15 protein-coding genes are annotated in these 18244 nt (G+C 62.5%); 11 read left to right on the top strand and 4 right to left on the bottom strand.

Annotated elements, in window-relative coordinates; translation table 11 throughout:
* The first annotated feature begins 330 nt into the window (after positions 1-330).
* From F7P65_RS09470 to F7P65_RS09440, 7 genes are all read left to right on the top strand, one after another.
* On the top strand, positions 331-606 hold the full coding sequence (locus F7P65_RS09470; RefSeq protein ID WP_150291493.1) for an HU family DNA-binding protein: 276 nt from the start codon (positions 331-333) through the stop codon (positions 604-606).
* Positions 607-1353: 747 nt separating this feature from the next.
* A complete protein-coding gene (locus tag F7P65_RS09465) occupies positions 1354-2070 on the top strand; it encodes a Ros/MucR family transcriptional regulator (RefSeq protein WP_150291492.1) in 717 nt (238 codons plus the stop codon).
* Positions 2071-2564: 494 nt separating this feature from the next.
* Positions 2565-2795, top strand: a complete 231-nt coding sequence (locus F7P65_RS09460) for a hypothetical protein (RefSeq protein ID WP_162854584.1) — start codon at positions 2565-2567, stop codon at positions 2793-2795.
* Between the two features lie 358 nt (positions 2796-3153).
* The gene (locus F7P65_RS09455; protein WP_150291490.1) at positions 3154-3609 is read left to right on the top strand and encodes a Csu type fimbrial protein; all 456 of its coding nucleotides are present in this window, start codon (positions 3154-3156) and stop codon (positions 3607-3609) included.
* Between the two features lie 13 nt (positions 3610-3622).
* On the top strand, positions 3623-4360 hold the full coding sequence (locus F7P65_RS09450; protein WP_150291489.1) for a fimbrial biogenesis chaperone: 738 nt from the start codon (positions 3623-3625) through the stop codon (positions 4358-4360).
* Between the two features lie 12 nt (positions 4361-4372).
* A complete protein-coding gene (locus tag F7P65_RS09445; RefSeq protein ID WP_150291488.1) occupies positions 4373-6742 on the top strand; it encodes a fimbria/pilus outer membrane usher protein in 2370 nt (789 codons plus the stop codon).
* Complete coding sequence (locus F7P65_RS09440) at positions 6739-7212, top strand: Csu type fimbrial protein (protein WP_162854583.1); 474 nt, start codon at positions 6739-6741, stop codon at positions 7210-7212. The genes F7P65_RS09445 and F7P65_RS09440 overlap by 4 nt, the downstream gene beginning before the upstream one ends.
* Here the strand turns inward: F7P65_RS09440 and F7P65_RS09435 are convergent.
* On the bottom strand, positions 7206-8195 hold the full coding sequence (locus tag F7P65_RS09435; RefSeq protein ID WP_150291486.1) for a PAS domain-containing protein: 990 nt from the start codon (positions 8193-8195) through the stop codon (positions 7206-7208). The two genes, F7P65_RS09440 and F7P65_RS09435, sit on opposite strands and share 7 nt — an antisense overlap.
* Positions 8196-8553: 358 nt before the next feature.
* Here F7P65_RS09435 and F7P65_RS09430 point away from each other — a divergent pair, with 358 nt between their 5' ends.
* From F7P65_RS09430 to F7P65_RS09420, 3 genes are all read left to right on the top strand, one after another.
* Positions 8554-10827, top strand: a complete 2274-nt coding sequence (locus F7P65_RS09430) for a YadA family autotransporter adhesin (RefSeq protein WP_162854581.1) — start codon at positions 8554-8556, stop codon at positions 10825-10827.
* Positions 10802-11614 (top strand): OmpA family protein, encoded by an 813-nt coding sequence (locus tag F7P65_RS09425; RefSeq protein ID WP_150291484.1) that lies wholly within the window; start codon positions 10802-10804, stop codon positions 11612-11614. Before F7P65_RS09430 ends, F7P65_RS09425 begins: the two co-directional genes overlap by 26 nt.
* 401 nt (positions 11615-12015) lie before the next feature.
* Positions 12016-12969, top strand: coding sequence for a hypothetical protein (locus tag F7P65_RS09420; protein ID WP_150291483.1), 954 nt, complete (start codon positions 12016-12018; stop codon positions 12967-12969).
* A gap of 820 nt (positions 12970-13789) precedes the next feature.
* Here the strand turns inward: F7P65_RS09420 and F7P65_RS09415 are convergent.
* From F7P65_RS09415 to F7P65_RS09405, 3 genes are all read right to left on the bottom strand, one after another.
* Complete coding sequence (locus F7P65_RS09415; protein WP_150291482.1) at positions 13790-15010, bottom strand: replication initiator protein A; 1221 nt, start codon at positions 15008-15010, stop codon at positions 13790-13792.
* 226 nt (positions 15011-15236) lie between these two features.
* Complete coding sequence (locus tag F7P65_RS09410; RefSeq protein ID WP_150291481.1) at positions 15237-16322, bottom strand: ParB/RepB/Spo0J family partition protein; 1086 nt, start codon at positions 16320-16322, stop codon at positions 15237-15239.
* Positions 16323-16399: 77 nt separating this feature from the next.
* Positions 16400-17593 (bottom strand): AAA family ATPase, encoded by a 1194-nt coding sequence (locus F7P65_RS09405; protein ID WP_150291480.1) that lies wholly within the window; start codon positions 17591-17593, stop codon positions 16400-16402.
* Positions 17594-17924: 331 nt separating this feature from the next.
* Between F7P65_RS09405 and F7P65_RS09400 the strand changes: the two genes are divergently transcribed.
* A complete protein-coding gene (locus F7P65_RS09400) occupies positions 17925-18224 on the top strand; it encodes a hypothetical protein (protein ID WP_150291479.1) in 300 nt (99 codons plus the stop codon).
* Positions 18225-18244: the final 20 nt, after the last annotated feature.

The following is an 18244-nucleotide window of genomic DNA, read 5'->3' as shown; positions in this document are numbered from 1 at the left end:
TTGGCGAGGATGGGCGAAAAGGACGGCGCCTTCATCTGGAACCGCGACCGGATCGGTTGTTTCGGCAAGCTTTCGGAAAGATGAAGATGAGGGGAAAAGCTGGACGATACAGGTCCGACGACGCGACAATTGTCGCCATTTCGGTCCAACTCGCCGTGGCGGACATGGCGTCTGATTCCGCCCCGGATCGGCCGTGACGTCCGGATTTGGACCGAAAAAGCGAAAATAAGTCGATTTTATCGCTGTTTTTGGGCGCTGACCGGTCGCAAAGGGACTGGTTGAGCGCGATGAGACAGGTTAAGACCATCCGTCCACGAAAGGGAGACGATTATGAATAACGCTGAACTCGCTGAAGCACTGGCTGCCGATCACGGCCTGACCAAGGCCGACGCGCGCAAATATGTCGACAGCGTCTTCACCGCGATCGCCGGTGCCGCGACGAAGGGCAGCGAAGTGTCGCTGAACGGATTCGGCAAGTTCAAGGTCAAGGACCAGCCCGCGCGCGAAGGCCGCAATCCTTCGACCGGCGCCGTGATCCAGATCGCCGCTTCCAAGAAGCTGACCTTCACCCCGGCCAAGGCCGTGAAGGACCAGCTGAACGGCTGAAGCAGCGGGCGCCGACCTGTTCGGCGCCGCGATGGCTTTTCCCATTGAACATGGCGCGCACCTGCTTCCCGTGGGTGCGCGCCATTTTCTTGTCGGTTCGCTGCGCTGCGAGGAATTGCATCAGACGCAATCACCCTGTCGCGCTTCGCATTTGCCATTTCCGCCGCGACGGGCCATTTGGCGGGTGCCTTTCAGGCATCCTCTCCTAAACTCAGTAGGCCGGTCGAAAGACCGGCCTTTTTTTTACGATCTCCGGTTTGCGAAGTCGGAAAGTGGGATCGGATCGGACGCGGCGTCGCGCGCATCAACATGTCGTCCCATTATCCGCTTCGCAGAACCTGTATCGGACCCATGAAGTCCACGACCGATTGTCCGAAAACCATTTCGTTGAGCGCGACTGTTGGGCGGGCGCGCTTCAATGCTCCTCGGCTCCCGCCAGAATTATACCAAGGCGCGATGAGTTTGACTCATCGGACCTTGGTAAAGCCGCGCGGCGCCTGAGCGAAACCCACTTGTGATCGGTCGAAGATCGAGCGCGATGCTATTACTGTTCAAGCCACTCCCCCTCCCCCGGTTCCATCAATCCTGCAATCGTCGGCCAACTGTGTCATACCGGCACGATAATTCTGTCTTCATGACTGCCAAATATAGCGTAGCGGATCGCTTTTCCATTGTTTCGGATTTACATTTGCGTCAAAACCGCGCAAAAGACCGCTTCTACTACTCATATAATGGGAAGCGGGGCCAATGTCTGAAGATAAGCAGCCTGACATTACGACGCTCACTGTTCAGTTGGTAAGCGCGTTCGTCTCCAACAATACAGTGCCGAGCGAAGGACTTGCCGATCTCATCCGCACGACGCGGTCCGCCCTGACTGAAAACCCCGCGGACACGGCCGCCGAACCGGCAGCGCCGACCTACACGCCCGCCGTCTCGGTCCGCAAGAGCCTGTCCTCGCCCGAGCATATTCTGAGCCTGATCGACGGCCGACCCTATAAGACGTTGAAGCGTCACCTGGCCAGTCACGGCCTGTCCCCGACCGAATATCGGGAACGCTATGGCTTGCCCAAAAGCTATCCGCTGGTCGCGCCCAACTATTCGGAAGCGCGCCGTGCAGTCGCCACCAAGCTCGGTCTTGGCCGCAAGCCGGTGAGCAAGAAATCGGCCGCTCCGGCAAAGGCCGCGCCCGCGGCGCCGAAACCGGCGGTCGAGGTCAAGGCGCCCGCCGCTGAAGCCAAGGCCCCGGCCGCGAAACCCGTAGCAGCCGCAAAGGCACCGGCAGCGCCGAAGGCCGCGCCGGCCAAGGCCCCAGCGGCAAAATCCTCCGCATCGCGCAAACGCCTCTCCATCGCCGCCCCGGCCACCGAGAAGAATGCTGCGCCGGCGGCAAAGGCTCCTGCCAAGGCAGCCTCCAGGAAAAAGCCCGCAGCGGCCAAGGCGCCGACGCCTGACGCCGCTGCCTGACGGACATCGTCTGTTATAGAGGCTCTCCCTACAGGAGGCCCCTCGAGATTACGCCCTGACCGTGCCGTGCCGGTCGGGGCGTTTTCATGCCCCCTTCCGAAAACCAGCCCCGCTTGGCCGAGGACAAGCAAAACTTGGTTTGCCGGAATCAATCTATCATCTAAGTAGAGATTGCCTGAGCGGCACGGCTGGTCCCCGTGCCGGATGACACTATCGCATCGACCCGCGGCTTTTGATCGGGATGCAGCTTGCTCCGCGTGACCAACGGCTAAAGCGCACGATTTCGGGCGACAACGCCAGATCGTGTTCCCCCCGTCAATATTGGGGATGAAGCGATGCACGATATAGTTTTCCCTTAACGGCCAAAAATCGTCTGTCGGCTTGGCCGAACAGCGTCACCTGCATTGCAGCCTGATCCGGTGCCCCTTCCCGGTCCGATGCAGCTGCCTGCGATTCTGACATTTCGGCGACAAGATCGCCGGGAAAGGACGATCATGCCCAGTCTTCCACAAAATCGCCTTGCGCAAACTGCATTTCCAGGCCCGCGCGGCTATTCCGTCTCGCTGCTCCAAACCGCCGCCGCCCTTTACGGTTCGGACGTGGCACGACGACTCGGCGAACAAGACGGTCTTATGCACGCCCAGAGCCTGGGCCGCGATGGCACCATTGCGTTCATTGAGGACGAAGATTTATGCCATCATACATATCGGCATATGGCAAAATGAACGGTTTTGGCTGATCTATAAGTTCATATTTGGCAAGAATTTCAATTCCTAATTTGATAATTAAAATCTGCTTTTGAATTATAAAATAGCTAATATTTTAAATTAATATCTTATTTTTACTCATATAAAAACAATATATATTAAAGAATATATATAAATATCATGATATATTCAAAAATATGATAAGTTCATGTTTATAATATTATTTTGAATAACGCAAATAAGCCTCCCACCCATTTTCGACAAAAATACCGATAACATTTTCCTAACCTTTTCCAGACAGATTGATCCGGATTGAGACGTGTCAACTTTCAGTTGGGGGAGGAACGTCGTGTATCGATCCTGCATAATATTCGTCATGTTTCTGGCGCCGAGCTCTGCATGGGCAACGGATGCCACGACGACGATGGGCGTGTCGGCCACAGTGCTGAATGCCTGTCTCGTGACGGCCACCAACATGGCTTTTGGAACCTATAATCCCACCTCTTCGACACCGACGGACGCAACCAGTGCGATCAACGTCACATGCACCCCCGGAACATTGTTCAATGTCGGATTGAATGCGGGCAGTACAGCGGGAGCCACGGTTTCCACCCGCCAGATGCTGAACGGTGCGACGCCACTCGACTATTCGCTTTACAGCAACGCCGGGCGCAGCACCAATTGGGGCAATACGCCGGGATCGGACACGGTTTCGCAGACAGCGTCAACCATCCTGCCGATATCGTTCACCGTCTATGGTCGCATCCCTCAACAACAAAGCGTGGGTGCTGGAAACTATACGGACACCGTCACCATTACTGTGAGTTACTGAAGAGTCACTATCCATGACAGGACATTTATTGGGTTCCAGGCCCGGCCGGGGTCTGGCAGCGGGTTTGTGCGCCCTGCTGATGGCGGGGACGCTCCCCGCGCGCGCCGCATCGCTCCGCATCTTGCCGGTCCGGATCGAAATGACGGCGGAAAAGCAATTCTGCGCGCTGACCATTGCCAACGATGATGCGAATGCGGCGACATTACAGATCAGGGGCTTCGGCTGGCGCGCGGATAAGGCGGGCCAGGTCCAATTGGACCCCGACACCGGCCCCATGATCAATCCGTCAATCGTCACCATTCCCGGCGGCGATTCCCGCCTGATCCGTTGCAGCCTGCCTGCCAAAGCCGGATCGCGCGAGGAGAGCTACCGGCTTATAATCGACGAGCTGCCGACGGCGACGGCTGCGCCGGGCACCGTCCGGACGCTTTTGCGGTTCAGCATTCCCCTGTTCCGCGCCCGATCCAGCGCATTGCCCTTGCTGAGCTGGTCGCTGGGGCAGGATGCCGGCGGACAATCGAAGCTGGTTCTGGTCAACCAGGGCGACCGCCATGTTCAAGCCGGGGCCGTCAACCTGCGATCCGTGGATGGCGGCAGGCAACCCGTGAAACTGGACCGCAGTTTCTACCTCCTGGCCGATGGGCGCATCGAATTGCCGGTCGGTCCAGTGGACGGTCGCAGCATTGTGGGGGTGGAGGTGGAAACCGCCCAGGGAAGGCTGACCGCTGCCCGCGCCAGCCCCGAGCAGTAGGGCGCCTGTTCGATGACCGCCGCTGCCTGGCAATATGCAGGGCAAGGCACATCGATGTTTGCCATGAGCCTGCTCTTGTCGATGGCCGGGCCGGCGATGGCTTCCGGCCTGGCCACGGCCATGGCGGTTCCCACCGTTTCAACGCCGGATTTGTCGCCACAGGCACGGGCCATACCTGTCGGAATCGTCATCAACGGGCACCCGATCAGCGATCCCTGCCTGATCGTCGAAAGCCAGGGTCAATTGTTCGTAAGACAGGACATGCCGAGCCAATGGGGCCTGCAACTGCCCGCGGGACGTCCGCAAATCCGTGTGGACGGCGCGGACTTTGCCTCTCTCGATGGACTCCCCGGCCTTTCGGCGAAGCTGGACAGCACGGGCGTGACGCTGTTGATCGATGCCGCGCCATCTTTGTTTCCAGCCGTGCATGTCGGGGGATCGCAACAGAGCCTGCCGGTCATGGAGGCCGCGCCCGCGCAATATGTCGGCTATGATCTGTCCGTGTCGCGATGGAAGGGCCAATGGACGGCCTCTGCCGTGCTGGACGCAGGGATGTCGGGAAATTGGGGCGTTATCGGGACGACCGCCCTGATACAACAGGGGGCGGACAGCCGCGGCGCAGTCCGGCTCGACAGCAATTTCATCCGCGACTTTCCCGATCGGCGGCTTCGGCTGATGCTGGGCGATGCGGTGACGCGCGGGGGCGACTGGACCCAGCCCGTGCGGTTTGCCGGAATACGGCTGGGCACCGATTTTTCGCTGGCGCCCCAGGATATCACCTATGCCCTGCCCCGGCTTTCGGCATCGTCGACCTTGCCCTCCGTGGTGGAGCTGGCGGCAGCGAGCAGCCGCCAGAGCATGGCCGTGCAGCCGGGCGATTTTGCCATCGATTATCAGCCGGTCTTCACCGGCGCGGGAGAGGTGACGATGACGATCCGCGACGCCAGCGGCATTGCGCGGACTGTTACGCAAAGCTTCTACACCAGCCCGCGCCTGCTGCGGGAAGGGCTGGACGACTTCTCGCTGGAGGCGGGGTTTCTGCGCAGGCATTTTGGCGAACGCAGCCTGTCCTATGGCGCGCCCTTCGCCGCCGGTTTCTGGCGCCATGGCCTTGGCGGCGGACTGACGCTGGCCGGGCGCGCGGAGATGAGCAAGGATGTGCAGACCGCCGGGCTGGGGCTGGGCTTCATCTTGTCCTCCTTAGGTGAGATCGGCCTGTCGGCGGCGGCATCGCAAAGCCGTTTCGGCGACGGGTTCATGTGGCGCGCGCAATTTCAGCGCATAACCCCCCGCTATTCCATCACGGCCAGCTATCAGGCGGAAAACGCCGCCTTCGTTCAGGTCGGCGACGACAAGCTTCTACCCGAAAGCAGCCGGGAATTGATCGTGGCGGGCAGCCTGGCCCTTGGCCGGTTGGGCAGCATGAACGCCAATTATCTTGAGAATGAGGGCGCCGAAGGACACCGCTTTTCCACAGGCTCGGTTTCGTACGGGACAAATGTCGGTTCGGCCTGGCTGTCGCTGGGGGCGCGGCAGACGCGCACGGCGGAACAACGCAACAACAGCCTGTTCGGATCGCTCACCCTGCCCTTCGGCGCCCGCTCCAGCGCGGGGCTGTTCGTCGAAGGCAAGCGTATCGCCGCCAGTTTCAGCCAGACGCCGCCGCCGGACAAGGGCTGGGGCTATCGCTTCCTCGCCTCGCGTGAAACGGAGAATGTCTCGCGCGTCGAAGGCGCCGTCACCTGGCGCACCGCTGTGGGCGATATCGATCTGTCCGCAAGCCGCATGGGCGATGCCGAAGGCGTGCGCTTCCAGGCACGGGGAGCGCTGCTGCGGCTGGGTGGAACGATCGTCGCCGTGCCGCAACTCGACTATGCCTTTGCGGTGGTCGACGTGATCTCGGACCAGGAGGTGACGGTCCTGTTCGAGAACCGGCCGGTCGCGCGCAAAGCGGGCGGCGGCAGGCGCGCCGTCATCACCGGGCTGCAACCCTATTCGGCCAACCGGATTGCCGTGGATCTCAACGATCTGCCGATCGATACGGTGGTCACCTCAGCCGAGAAAAATGCGGTTCCCGGCTACAGGCAGGCCATCAGGGTCCGTTTCGGCGGGCAACCCGCCCATCCGGCCACGCTGCATCTGGTGGATGCAAGCGGCGCGCCGGTCGCGGCGGGACTGACCGTCACCGCCGGGGATGCGGCGGCCGGCATCACCGGCCATGACGGCGCGGTCTTTCTGGCCGATGCGCGGGAAGGGCAGGAGATTGTGCTGACCGGTCCTGCTGTGGCATGTCGCGCTATCGTACCGGCCGTGTCAACCGATCGGGGGATGGCAAAGATCGGGCCCGTGCCTTGCGCACCCATGCAGGAGGAAAAAGGATGAGGGCCGTCGGATATGGGCTGGCTGCTCTGGCCAGCATGATCATGGCATCGTCGGCCTCGGCCTGTACGCTGTGCAGCTGTTCGGCTTCGACGACGGGCATCAGCTTCGGCGGCTATGATCCCGGCGCGACGGGGCCGAAGGACGGCGCGGGAAGCGTCACGCTCAGCTGCACCGGCCTGATTTCACTGGCTGGAACGATAGACATCACCATGAGCCCAGGCAGTTCCGGCACCCCGCTGGCCCGCCAGATGACACAGGGTGCCGCGCGCCTGAACTATAACCTCTATACCGACGGCAGTCGGACAACCGTCTGGGGCACGGGTTCGGCGAGCACCGGCATCGTCAGCGCAACATTGACGGGCCTTTTGTCCTTCAGCCAGACCGTTTCCGTCTATGGCCGGATTCCGGCGGGACAATGGGTGCAGGCCGGCCCCTACGCCGACAGCGTGATTGTCACCATCGCCTATTGATCGGCGCCCCCCCGCACAGCCGAAGGGCGATCGTTGGGGATGGTACCGATCAGGAATACACCCCCCGTCTGTCCATCGGCCGTCCGGAGCGGTGCCGCATTGATCCAGATCGGCTCGCTCCCGGCATCGCCGCCCACGAAGCCCGCCGTCATGCCGAACGGCGTTCCCGACGTCAGCAGATTTTCCATGGCATCGCCGATCGTGCCCCGGCTCGCTACGTCGAACAGGGTCCCGAATCTGACGCCGAGAATGCGATTTTCATCGGTTCCCATCAACTGCGCCAGGGCGGGAGAGACGTGGGTCACGCAGCCCCTGAGATTAAAGGCGCCACGCGCAAGGCTGGGCAGACCGTCGATCAAATATTCATAAGCGGCCGTCCGCGCGTCCTGATCGCGCAATGTCACCCGATCGGTGATTTCATCGGCCAACAGGGCGAAGCCGCCCCGGAAAGGCATGATTTGAACGCGGTAGAGCCATGACTGCCGACCGAAGGGGCTGAGTTCGAACTCTTCCGCGACGCCGGTGTCGCGAACCCTTTCCAGCGCGCGAAGGACGAAATAATAGTCGGGACCGACGAGCAACTGCGATAACGGTTTATTGCGGGCCTCGTGCTCGCTCACCTCCAGCCGTTTGCGGGCCGCAAGATTGATGCGCACCAGATTGAGCGCTCGGTCGACAAGGATGACTTTCGTTGCGATCAGATCCAGCAGCAGATCGAGACTGGCGGCGTTATCGTCAATATCGAGCGTTGTCCGCTGTCCATTGGACAGTTGTACGAACAATTCCGTCGAAATCAACGACAGGCTGATATGGCCGTGATTCATGATGTGGACGGGTTCGCTCAGTGCATGGCGGGAATGTGTCGCGAAATGCCGAATCAAAGCGGTTGCAGTAACAATCTGGCCAGACGGAATATCATCCAATGACCTGCGCTCCTTCTCTCCGTTCATGCCGTCGACTGTTTGTAAAATACAGCCGATCATTGCAGCTTTGTTGAAACGATAATTAAACGATGCCGCGCTGTCGACGAAAATAAGGGTCGAATTTCGCGAAAAATCGCTTGAAATGAAGATATTGCCCGATCGTGATGAAATGCCGCAGGGGCAGCAGCCATATGTATTATTCGTAAAATCATCTGTCCGGGCCTTCGCGCGCTCTTAGCCGCAAGACCGGCATTCTGGCCTGGGGACACGGAATGTTTCGCTCATACGCTTGGGTGGGCATTCCTTCAACAGGGCCAAGTCTATGCGGGACGACGCATCGCCGAAGATATCCAGTCTTATCGGGGCACCGGCAAAAGGACGACCACTGACTTCAGGACGATGGCTGATAACAGCCGCAATGCTCGCCGGCACCGGTCAGAGTATCGCCGCCCATGCCAATGTGGTCAGCGCCTGTTCGGGCGTGAGCTTACCAAAATCGGTGCTGACCCAGACGATCGGAGACGTCATCACCCCGGTGCTGGCGCCCGTCGAATCGACATTGAACGCCTTGCCGCTCGTGAACATCAATCTGGGCATCAACGCCGCACTGGCCAATGCGGCTGCGGGCGCGCCGATCAACCTCAACGTCCTCGACATCAACGGCAATGCGGTCAACCTGCTCGCCGATCCGACCTGCGAAACCACGTCCGACAGCTTCAGCCTGCTCACCCCCAAGGGGATTTCCTTTGGCGGCAACCGGATTACGGGACTGGGCACCCCCGGCCTTGCAGCCAGCGCGGGCGAACTGGATGCCATCGCCATCGGCAATCTGGCCAATACATCCGTTGGCGCCTTCAACGCGGTTGCGATCGGTTCCGGCGCTTCGGCGACGCATGGCGGCAGCGTGGCGCTGGGTTCCGGCTCGATCGCGAACGGGCTGACGCTCAACCTGCCGGCTTATCTGGTCGGTGGCACGGCCAGCGCGGAAGTGAATGTCGGTGGACGCCGCATCACGGGCCTCGCCGCCGGCGCCAACCCTACGGATGCCGTCAATGTCGCGCAGCTGCAAGCCGTCAACGACGCTCTGGGCACATTGGCCGGCAACGCCGTGCAATATGACAATAGCGCCCGCGCGCTTGTCACGCTGCAGGGCGCTTCGGGGACGCGGATCACCAATCTCGCCGCGGGGACGGTCAGTGCCACCAGCACCGATGCCGTCAACGGCTCGCAGCTCCAGGCGACCAACGATCTGGTCGCCCAGAACAGTGCAGCCATCAGCCAGCTCAGCTACGATCTTGCCGTATTGAACGATCTGGCGGTCAAATATCAGGATAGCAGCAAGTCGACCGTCGTCCTGGGCGGCGTGAGCGGCACGACCATCAAAAATCTCGCACCCGGCAGTGCTGGCAGCGATGCGGTCAATGTATCGCAACTGCCCAGCGCCCCCAGCGGCGGCGGGGGAACAGGGAGCACGCCCCAGGATGCGCTTCCCTATGACCCCGCCGTCCAAGCCTATAATGCGGCGCGCGGCGGCATCGACCAGCAGATTGTGGGGGTCGCGCCCGGAACTGTGAGCGCCACGTCGACCGATGCGGTGAATGGCGCGCAGCTTTACGCAACCAATGTGCAACTGGCCTATAACAGCACCGCCATCACCGATCTTCAGGAAGGGCGCGCGGGTTTCCTTCAGGTGAACAACAGTTCCAACTATGCCAAGCCAGTTGCCAGCGGCACGGATACGCTGGCCGCCGGGGCCGGCGCCACGGCATCAGGCGCCAACAGCATGGCGGTGGGCACGCTGGCGCAAGCGCAGGCCGCCTCCAGCGTCGCGCTGGGCTACGCGTCCGTGGCGGACCGGGCGAACAGCGTGTCGGTCGGCAGCGCGGGGGCCGAGCGGCAGATCACACATGTCGCCAATGGCACGTCCGCGACGGATGCGGTCAACCTCGGCCAGTTGCAAAGCGGCATGGGACAGGCGGTCAACGTCGCCAACAATTATACGGATGCGCGTATCAACGCTCTGGCCGCGAGCGATCCGCAGCTTGTTTATAATCTGACCGCGATCACGGAGCTTCAGGAGGGGCGCGCCGGCTTTCTTCAGGTGAACAACAGTTCCGCCTATGCCCCACCGGTGGCGAGCGGGACGGACACGCTGGCCGCCGGGGCCGGCGCCATGGCATCGGGCGTCAACAGCATGGCGGTGGGCACGCAGGCGCAGGCGCAGGCCTCTTACAGCGTCGCGCTGGGCTATGCGTCCGTGGCGGACCGGGCGAACAGCGTGTCAGTCGGCAGCGCGGGGGCCGAGCGGCAGATCACCCATGTCGCCGATGGCACGACCGCAACGGATGCCGTTAATCTGCGCCAGTTGCAAAGCGGCATGGGACAGGCGGTCAACGTCGCCAATGCCTATACGGACGTGCGGTTCAACTTGCTCAATAGCGGTTTGCGCAATCTGCGCCGGGATGCGGAAGGGGGCACGGCCGCCTCGATGGCGATGGCCGGCATCCCGCAATTTTCGGAAGCGGGGACCGGCACTCTGGGGGTCGGCATGAGCACCTGGCAGGGTGAACATGCCATCGCCATGGGCCTGTCCAAAGTATCCGATAACGGCCGCCTGATCGTCCGCGCGGCCGCGACCTACAATAGCCGCAGTCAGGGAGGCGCCAATGCTGGCTTTGGCATCGCATTCTAGGCTTGTCTGGCGCCTTGGGGGGCTGGTCCTGGCCCTCGCCGCAGCACAGGCACGGGCGGAAGAGCCGGCCTTCATGCCGGATATTGCACCCTTGTCGGACTTTCCCGATCCCAGCCATGCGACCCGTCGCGAAGGGCTTTTCCTGCCGCCCGGAATGCCGCGCCTGTTGATGCCTGGCATGACCAAGCGTCAGGCCTATGCCTTGCTGGGCGCGCCGCATTTTCATGAAGGCCTGTTCGGTGAACGCCGATGGGATTATATCCTGAATTTCCACACCGGATCGGGAACGGCCTATCGGATCTGTCGCCTGCAATTGCGCTGGGACCGTCGCATGCGCCTGGACCGCATGGCGTGGAGCAGCGAAGATTGCCGCGCCGCTGTCTATCCCATCATCCCGGAAAGACGCGACACCGCCGTCCCGCCTTTACCGGTCCCGGCCCCAGCTCCAGACCCGGCCCCCCTCACCCTCTATTTCGACTTCGACAAGGCCGATCTCGACCAGAAGGCCTATCAGGATCTGGCCCGGTTCGTGGCGGCGAATTCGAACCGCGACGCGAAGCTGTCGATCATCGGCTATACGGACGGAGCGGGACCCGACGCCTATAATGACCGGTTGAGCCTCATGCGGGCGGACATGGTCGCCAAGAGTCTCGTCGCGCTCGGCATGCGGCTATCGAATTTGCAGATTTCCGGCGCGGGGGAAAGGTCTCCGGCCCGACCGGGCGAAGCGGATGTGCGGGATCCCCTGAACCGGCGGGTGCAAGTGGCGTTTTTGAACGGCGGATAGGATGAGGGATCAAGCGCGGAAATGGCGCGCATATGCCTAAAAATTAGGCAGCGCTGGAGCCGCGCTGGAGACCGAAACAGGCCTTCGCCATAGGATTGCATGCTGGAGCCGCCATCGGCGTCTGGCGGGCCTTATAGCGCCAAATTGCCGTCATTCTTCTTTTGTTCCGATTCCGGGGCCGCGGATCATGCGTCGCCCACTCTCATGCCGACCATCCCCGGGCAGCGCTCTCCAAAATTGAGCACTGGCGGTCATCGTTCCTCCGTGGCATAAGCAGCGATGTGGACGGCCCGCCTCATCGCGCCGGAACTATGCCCCTCCCCTCCCCACGCAGCCTCCTCATAGAGGATACAACCAAACCCCCTCTTTGGTTGGATCGTCCAATGCGCTACCCTTAGGAAATGCGCGATTTTTCATCCTCTCCCGATCATGCCCTGCTGCTTCTGGGTCGGCTCGACGGAAGGTTGGTCAACAGCCCCGCGACGGATATCTGGCTGGCCCGTGCCCGGCTGAAGGGCGCGGCGGCGCTGGCGGGCTTTGCGGGGGTTCCGATAGCGGTCAGGGACCTTCAGGACTGGATTTGCGGCCGATCCCCGCCGCCCCGGCACAGCGAAGGGCTGAACGATCCCTTGTCCATCGCTGCCCTGTTCCATTTCGCGCTCTCGGCCACGGAAGGCCATCGCGATCCGGTCGCGCGGGCGACGCTGAACGTCTCGCGCAGCTTGCTCGACGACCGCCGGGAAGCCGATCTCTGGGCGCCGGAGGATCTGGTGCGCTTCGGTCCGGTGTGGCGCACGGCGCAGATGCTGCTGGAGGCCCCCTACCCTGCCGCCTCGCTTCCCGCCATCGCCCAGCGCCTGATCGATATTCGGGGCAGTCTGGAAGCGCCCGCGACCGAGGGCCAACTGCTCACGACCATCGATGGGCGGCAGTTGCGGATCGCGCCGCGACAGTTCGACATGGGATGGCTGCTCGCCTGTCATCTGCCCGCGGCACTGGTCGCGGCGGGCCTGGCCATGCATGCTCTGCCCTCCCTGGTCGATCTGCCCCGTTTCTTGCCGGACGATGGCGAAGCGTTGGCGGCTCAGATCGCGGCGATGATCGCGCGACAGGCGGGACAGGGACTTGCGGAACTGGACCGGCTGGAGCGGAAGCTGGCGCGCTTGCCCGACGAGTTGCGCGTGACGCGGCGGAGCCGGGCGCCGCTTCTGGTGCGGCTGGAACTGGCTTATCCGGGTCTGAGCAAAACGGCCGTTGCCCGATTGCTCGGCATTTCCCACCAAGGCGCGACCAAGTTGGTGGCGCAGGTCGAACGCCTGACCGAAGAGCGGCTTTTCACCATGGGCGATCGTTAGACGGCCCTTCGCCTTTGCCCTCCCATCCAGACTTTCCCAAAGACAATATCTCCCTGGGGTTACAGGGTTTATAGAAAGGTTAGAGAGTTACAGACCCCGGAGCCCGCGTCCGAATCGCCGGAATCGCACGAGTCGGGATGCTCAGCCCGTTCCCATAAGGTCGATGGTTCGTTCCCGGAGTGTCGAACTTGCCGTTCCCGATATGTCGGGGAAGCGTTCCCGAAGGGCCGAAGGCCGTTCCCGGAATGTCGAAGGGTGCGGATGAGGGGTGAGAATGGAGCCGGGATTGAATCAGTTTCCCAAAGGGTGCCGGGAAGGACGTTCAAAATTATCGATGAGTTGAGGGGAACGGGAATCGCCTGCCGGAAGCACGGCGTGGGCCAAGGTCTTTACCCGACACTTCAGGAACGGGCCTCCTCCTTCGTCGCGCATGTGGCTTTACCGGATCGGCGCCATTCCTCTCGGTCATGATAGCGGCAATAGGGGGCTGTCATGTGCCAATATCCCCTGATCGCACCAGAATCCGGCATCGCGCGGTCAGGGAGTTCCCCGGGCGCAATCGGGACGCAGAAGGCGTCTTCGGCCTCCTTTTACCGGACGGGTCGTGCCCGTTGGAAAGCCGGTTCCCGTGCTCATAGCAAGATACGATGAGCCTGACTCATCGTATCTGGGTAAAGCCCGCGCGGCGCCTGAGCGAAACCCACTTGTGGTCGGTCAAGGACCGGACACGATGGTATAAGGCGCTCGACAGGCAGGGGGAAAATGATGGGGGGAACCGGCGCCATTTCCCTGGGGGCGAGGCTCTGCGCCGGTCGGGGCGTCAGAGGCGGTGCCGGTTCTTTTCATGGAAGCGGCGGACGAAGCCGATGAACGCCTTCTGATAATTGACCGGCGTGCGCGCCGTATCGCCATCGAGCCAGTCGCGAAATTCCTGATGCAGCGCCTGATAGTCCCAGCCCGGGCATTCGGCGCGCAGGGTCGCCAGCGTCGCATCGGTGATTCCGCCCGCGCTCGCTCGGGCGGACAGGCCGGCCACGGTGCGGCGGATCATCGCGCTGGCGTCGAACAGCTCCTGTTTTTCCGCCACCATGGCGGGTGAGGCAGCGGGCGCAGGCGCGGGGCTTGCCGTCCTGGCTGCGGCGGAGACCGCGCTTTTGGCGGAAACCGACGGCGCGGCCAGCGGGTCGGTGGAAGAGCGGCGGCGCATCCGTAGCGAAGGTTCGCGTTTGCCGTCCGGCTGTTCCAGCAGCAGCGTGTAGCCGGGCAGGGGATCGCGCTCGGCGATCTTCGCGATCTCGAACTTGAAGCGGCGATAGGCGCCCTCGGCCCCCGACTTGTCGAACAGCGTCGGCATGGAAATGGCGAAACCGCCCTCCCCTGCCCCGCCGGCATGTTTGCGCGCAACCTTGTAGAGCCAGCGTTCGCGTCCGCCGGTCAGATCGAAATAGGCACGGTCGATGCTGAGCACCCCGCCCTGCATCAGCACGCCTTCATAGAACCAGTTGGACAGTTCGATGGTCATGCCGCGCGACCGTTCGGTGCGTTCGTCGACCAGTTGGGTCCAACCGTCGAGCCAGCTGAAGGTCGCTTCGCGGCGATTTTCGGCGCGGATATTGGTCTTGATCGTGGTCGAAACCAGGCGGTCGAGCGATTGGCCGAGCAGTTCATAGGCGCGTCCGGTGGTCGGCCGGTGGATGGCGCGCAGCAAATCATACGGCATGAGATGCAGCTTGCGCGGAATGTCGTTCAGGCCCCGCCGCGCCATGTCGGCCAGCACGGAAGCGCAATAGATGAGGATATCGGCATCCCAGATCGTCGCCATGCCATAGTCGGGGTTGGCGGAGACATGAACCCAGGCCTTGCCGTCTGGCGAGGTATAGTCGATCGGCTTGACGCGCTTGGTCTTGGCGAGACTGAAGAAGGGGCGCTCCATCATCTCCCGCTGATCGCGCAACGGCATGTCCGCAATATAGGGAAGGAAGAGTTCGAACTGGTCGGTAATCGGGGTCTTGCCAGTCTTTGTCGTGCCTGGGCGGCTCATGGGCGGATCCTGAATTGGTGCGGCAGCCCGTGGCGGACGATGTCAGCCTGGCAGAAGCGGAGAGCGGCGGTGAAGGGGGCGGCGCCCAAACTGTTTCCCCGGGGAAAGGGGAAAGCGGCGTGCGCGAAAGGGGAGGGGCGTTTCCCCGGGGAAACGGGGGGCGGGAACAGGGCGCGGCGGATCCACCCCCTGTCGCGCCGCGCTCGACTGTGCCCCCCGCCGTCCATCAGCGTTGCAGGCCCATGCCCTGCCGTTCGAGATAGTCCAGCGTGTCGCGCAGCGCCGAGGCCAGCGTCTCCCGGTCCGCGCCCGATCCGGCATGCAGGCGGATGGTGATGCCCTGGCGGTTAACCGACTGGACGGTCAGCGCCGGACGGCCATAAGGGGTTGTCCAGGTGAACGGCTCGGCCTTGGGTTCCGACCGGGCGGCGCGCGGCGCCTCCAGCAAGCGTTTCAGCACTTCGGCGGCGGGAAGGAGAGGTGCCCCCGCCGTACGCAGGGCGCGCTGTTCGGAGGCAAGGCGTCCCGCCTCCGCATGAATGGCGGCCAGCGCATTCTTGTCGTCCAGCGACTGGGCCAGCGCGTAGGCCGGTTTCAACTGCACATCGGCAGGAGAGGCGAAGGCATCGATAATCGCATCGGGAATGCCCGCCACCTTGATCATCTTGCTGAGCCAGCCCTTGGAGAGCTTCAGCCGCTCCGCCATCCGGGTCAGGTGGCTGCCATAATGGGTCTTGAGCGCCTCGGCATAGTTGCGCGCGCGTTCCAGGTCCGACACATCCTTGCGCGCGCGATTTTCGAGGTCCGCGAGGCGGAAGGCCGCTTCATCGTCGAGCTGGGCGACCTGCGCCACGAACATCATGTCGGAATAGCTGTTGGCGCGCAGCCAGCTGATCGACCAGTGGCGGCGGGTGCCGGCGATCACTTCATAGTCATGATCCGGGTCACCCTCTATGCGACGGACCACGGCGGGGACCTTCTGGCCGCCCTCCGCGATGATCGAGTCGATCAGTTCGCGGCAATTGTCCTCGGTCAGATGGCCATAGAGGCGCGCATTGCCCTGCCAGATGCGGACTTTCGCCGGGTCGAGCAGCAATTGCGTGACCTGCCGCACCTCCCCCGACGCCAGCCGGGCGAGCGCGGATTCGCGGCCGAGCAGGGTCGTGCCGCGCGCGCGCTCCGTGCGTGGGGCGGACGGGGCAGGGGAGGGGGCCGGCTCCGCAGCCGGGGCTTCGCCCCCCATGGCCGCGACAGGCGCTTCCGGTTCGTCCGAAAGCAGGGCGGCCAGATAGTCGGATTGTTTACGCGCCATGATATTCCCCCTTGACGGATATGGAACATATGGTGAACATTGCCCAGTAGGACAGGCTTTTATGCCGCGTTGACCCATTATGCATTGACAACATCCTCCTCGCGCGCGGGCGCGACCCGGCCCCAGCCCTGACGGACCAGCGCCTCGATCTGCCCCAGCGCCTCGTCCAGATTGGCGCGGCAGCGCTTGTGGGTACGCGGGGTGCCGATCGGCTTTTCCAGCTCATAGACCGTCATCATGCGCATCGCCGCATGGCTGATCTCCGCGCTGTCGAGAATCGGTACGGGCAGCAGCGCCGGGCCGAAGCTCTGCTCCATGATCGCGCGGACCATCGAGTGGCTGGGATCGTTGCTGTCGAATTTCGAGCAGAGCAAGCGAACGAACTGGTAATCGACCTCGATCCCCGCCTGCTGCAACTGCCCGATCACCTGATCCATCATCGAAAGGAACTGGACGGTCGAGCAGAAGTCGGGCGTGGTCGCGGCCAGCGGCACCAGCAGGGCATTGGCCGCCTGCATCACCGCCAGGCTGATCGTGCCGAGCGCTGGCGGCGGGTCGAGCAGCACCACGTCATAATGGCGCGCCAGGTCCATCAGCCCCTGTTTCAACTTGCGGAAGCGCGCCGCCAGGACCGACCCCCCGTCGCTGCCCGCCGCCGCCAGTTCATATTCAACGTCGAACAGTTCCAGATTGGACGGGATCAGGTCGACATTGGGCCAGGCCGTATGTTTGACCGCATAGAGCAGGTCGACCTGCGTCGGATCGATCGACAGATAAGGGTAGAGCGTCTCTTCCCGCTGGATGTTGAAATGCGGGTTGAAGCCGAACAGGGTGGTGGTGGTCGCCTGGGAATCGCAGTCGACCACCAGCACCCGATAGCCCTGCACCGCGAAATAATGGGCGAGGTGGGTGGTGACCGTCGACTTGCCGACGCCGCCCTTGAAATTCTGCACCGCAACGATCGCGGGCACGTCCAGCCCGGCGCGCTCGGGCGAGGCGCCCAGCACCTGCCGCATGTTCAGCAGTTCTTCCACCGTATAACCGGGGCGGCGTCCGTTTTCGGTCGGCGGGGCAGGGGGCAGGCGGCCATCCTCCTCCGCCATGCGAATCCGATTCGTCGAGCAGCCCAGCAGTTGCGCCGCCTCGGCAATGCCAAAGCGGACGTTGAGCTCCTTGCGGCTTTCCGGCAGAAAAGCCTTGCGTCGCAGGCGTTCGACCATCTTTTCGCCGGCTTCCGCCAGATCGCCGATCTGGGTTACCACTGCGTTCATTTCTGCCCTCATGCCCGAAGTTGAAGCTTGTTTGGAGCAGATATGCCATAAATACTTCAAATTGACAAATGGCGGGAAATCGGCGTCCCTTATTTGCCCTTGGGACCATTTGAATGGCAAAACGGGCTCAACCGGCAGAACAAGCGCTTCTTCGCCGTCCAACCGCATCCGTTGGTTCACCCCTGATTCAGTCACCGTAAAAATCCCCTTTATACAAGGGCTTCGGATCATCGATTCACCCGAGCGAAGGCACACCCCGACAGAATCGCATTGTCGGAATGGGGCCACTCGGCTTGGACCGTGACGTTTTGTTGCACTTAGGGAGAAGACGATGGCGTTGTTGACGAAAATGGCCCCGGTTGGGCTGGTGCTGGTGGGTTCGCTGGCTCTGGGCGGTTGCGCCACCAAGGGCTTCGTGCGCGAACAGGTGGGCGCCGTGAATCAGCGGGTCGACGCGCTCGAGCAGAAGCTGCAGGCGACCGACGGCACCGCCAGGCAGGCTCTGACCGAAGCGCAGGCCGCCTCGGGTCAGGCGCAGAATAACGGCCAGCGGCTGGACCAGCTCAATGCCCGCGTGGACAGCGTCGAACAGCAGATGCAGCAGGCCCAGCGGAAGCGCGCGCGCAACTGATGCGGCCTGGCCTTTCCTTG

This window comes from Sphingobium estronivorans (assembly GCF_008692605.1).
In the GTDB taxonomy this organism is placed as follows: Bacteria; Pseudomonadota; Alphaproteobacteria; order Sphingomonadales; family Sphingomonadaceae; genus Sphingobium; species Sphingobium estronivorans.
This window is presented reverse-complemented; position numbering and strand designations above follow the sequence as displayed.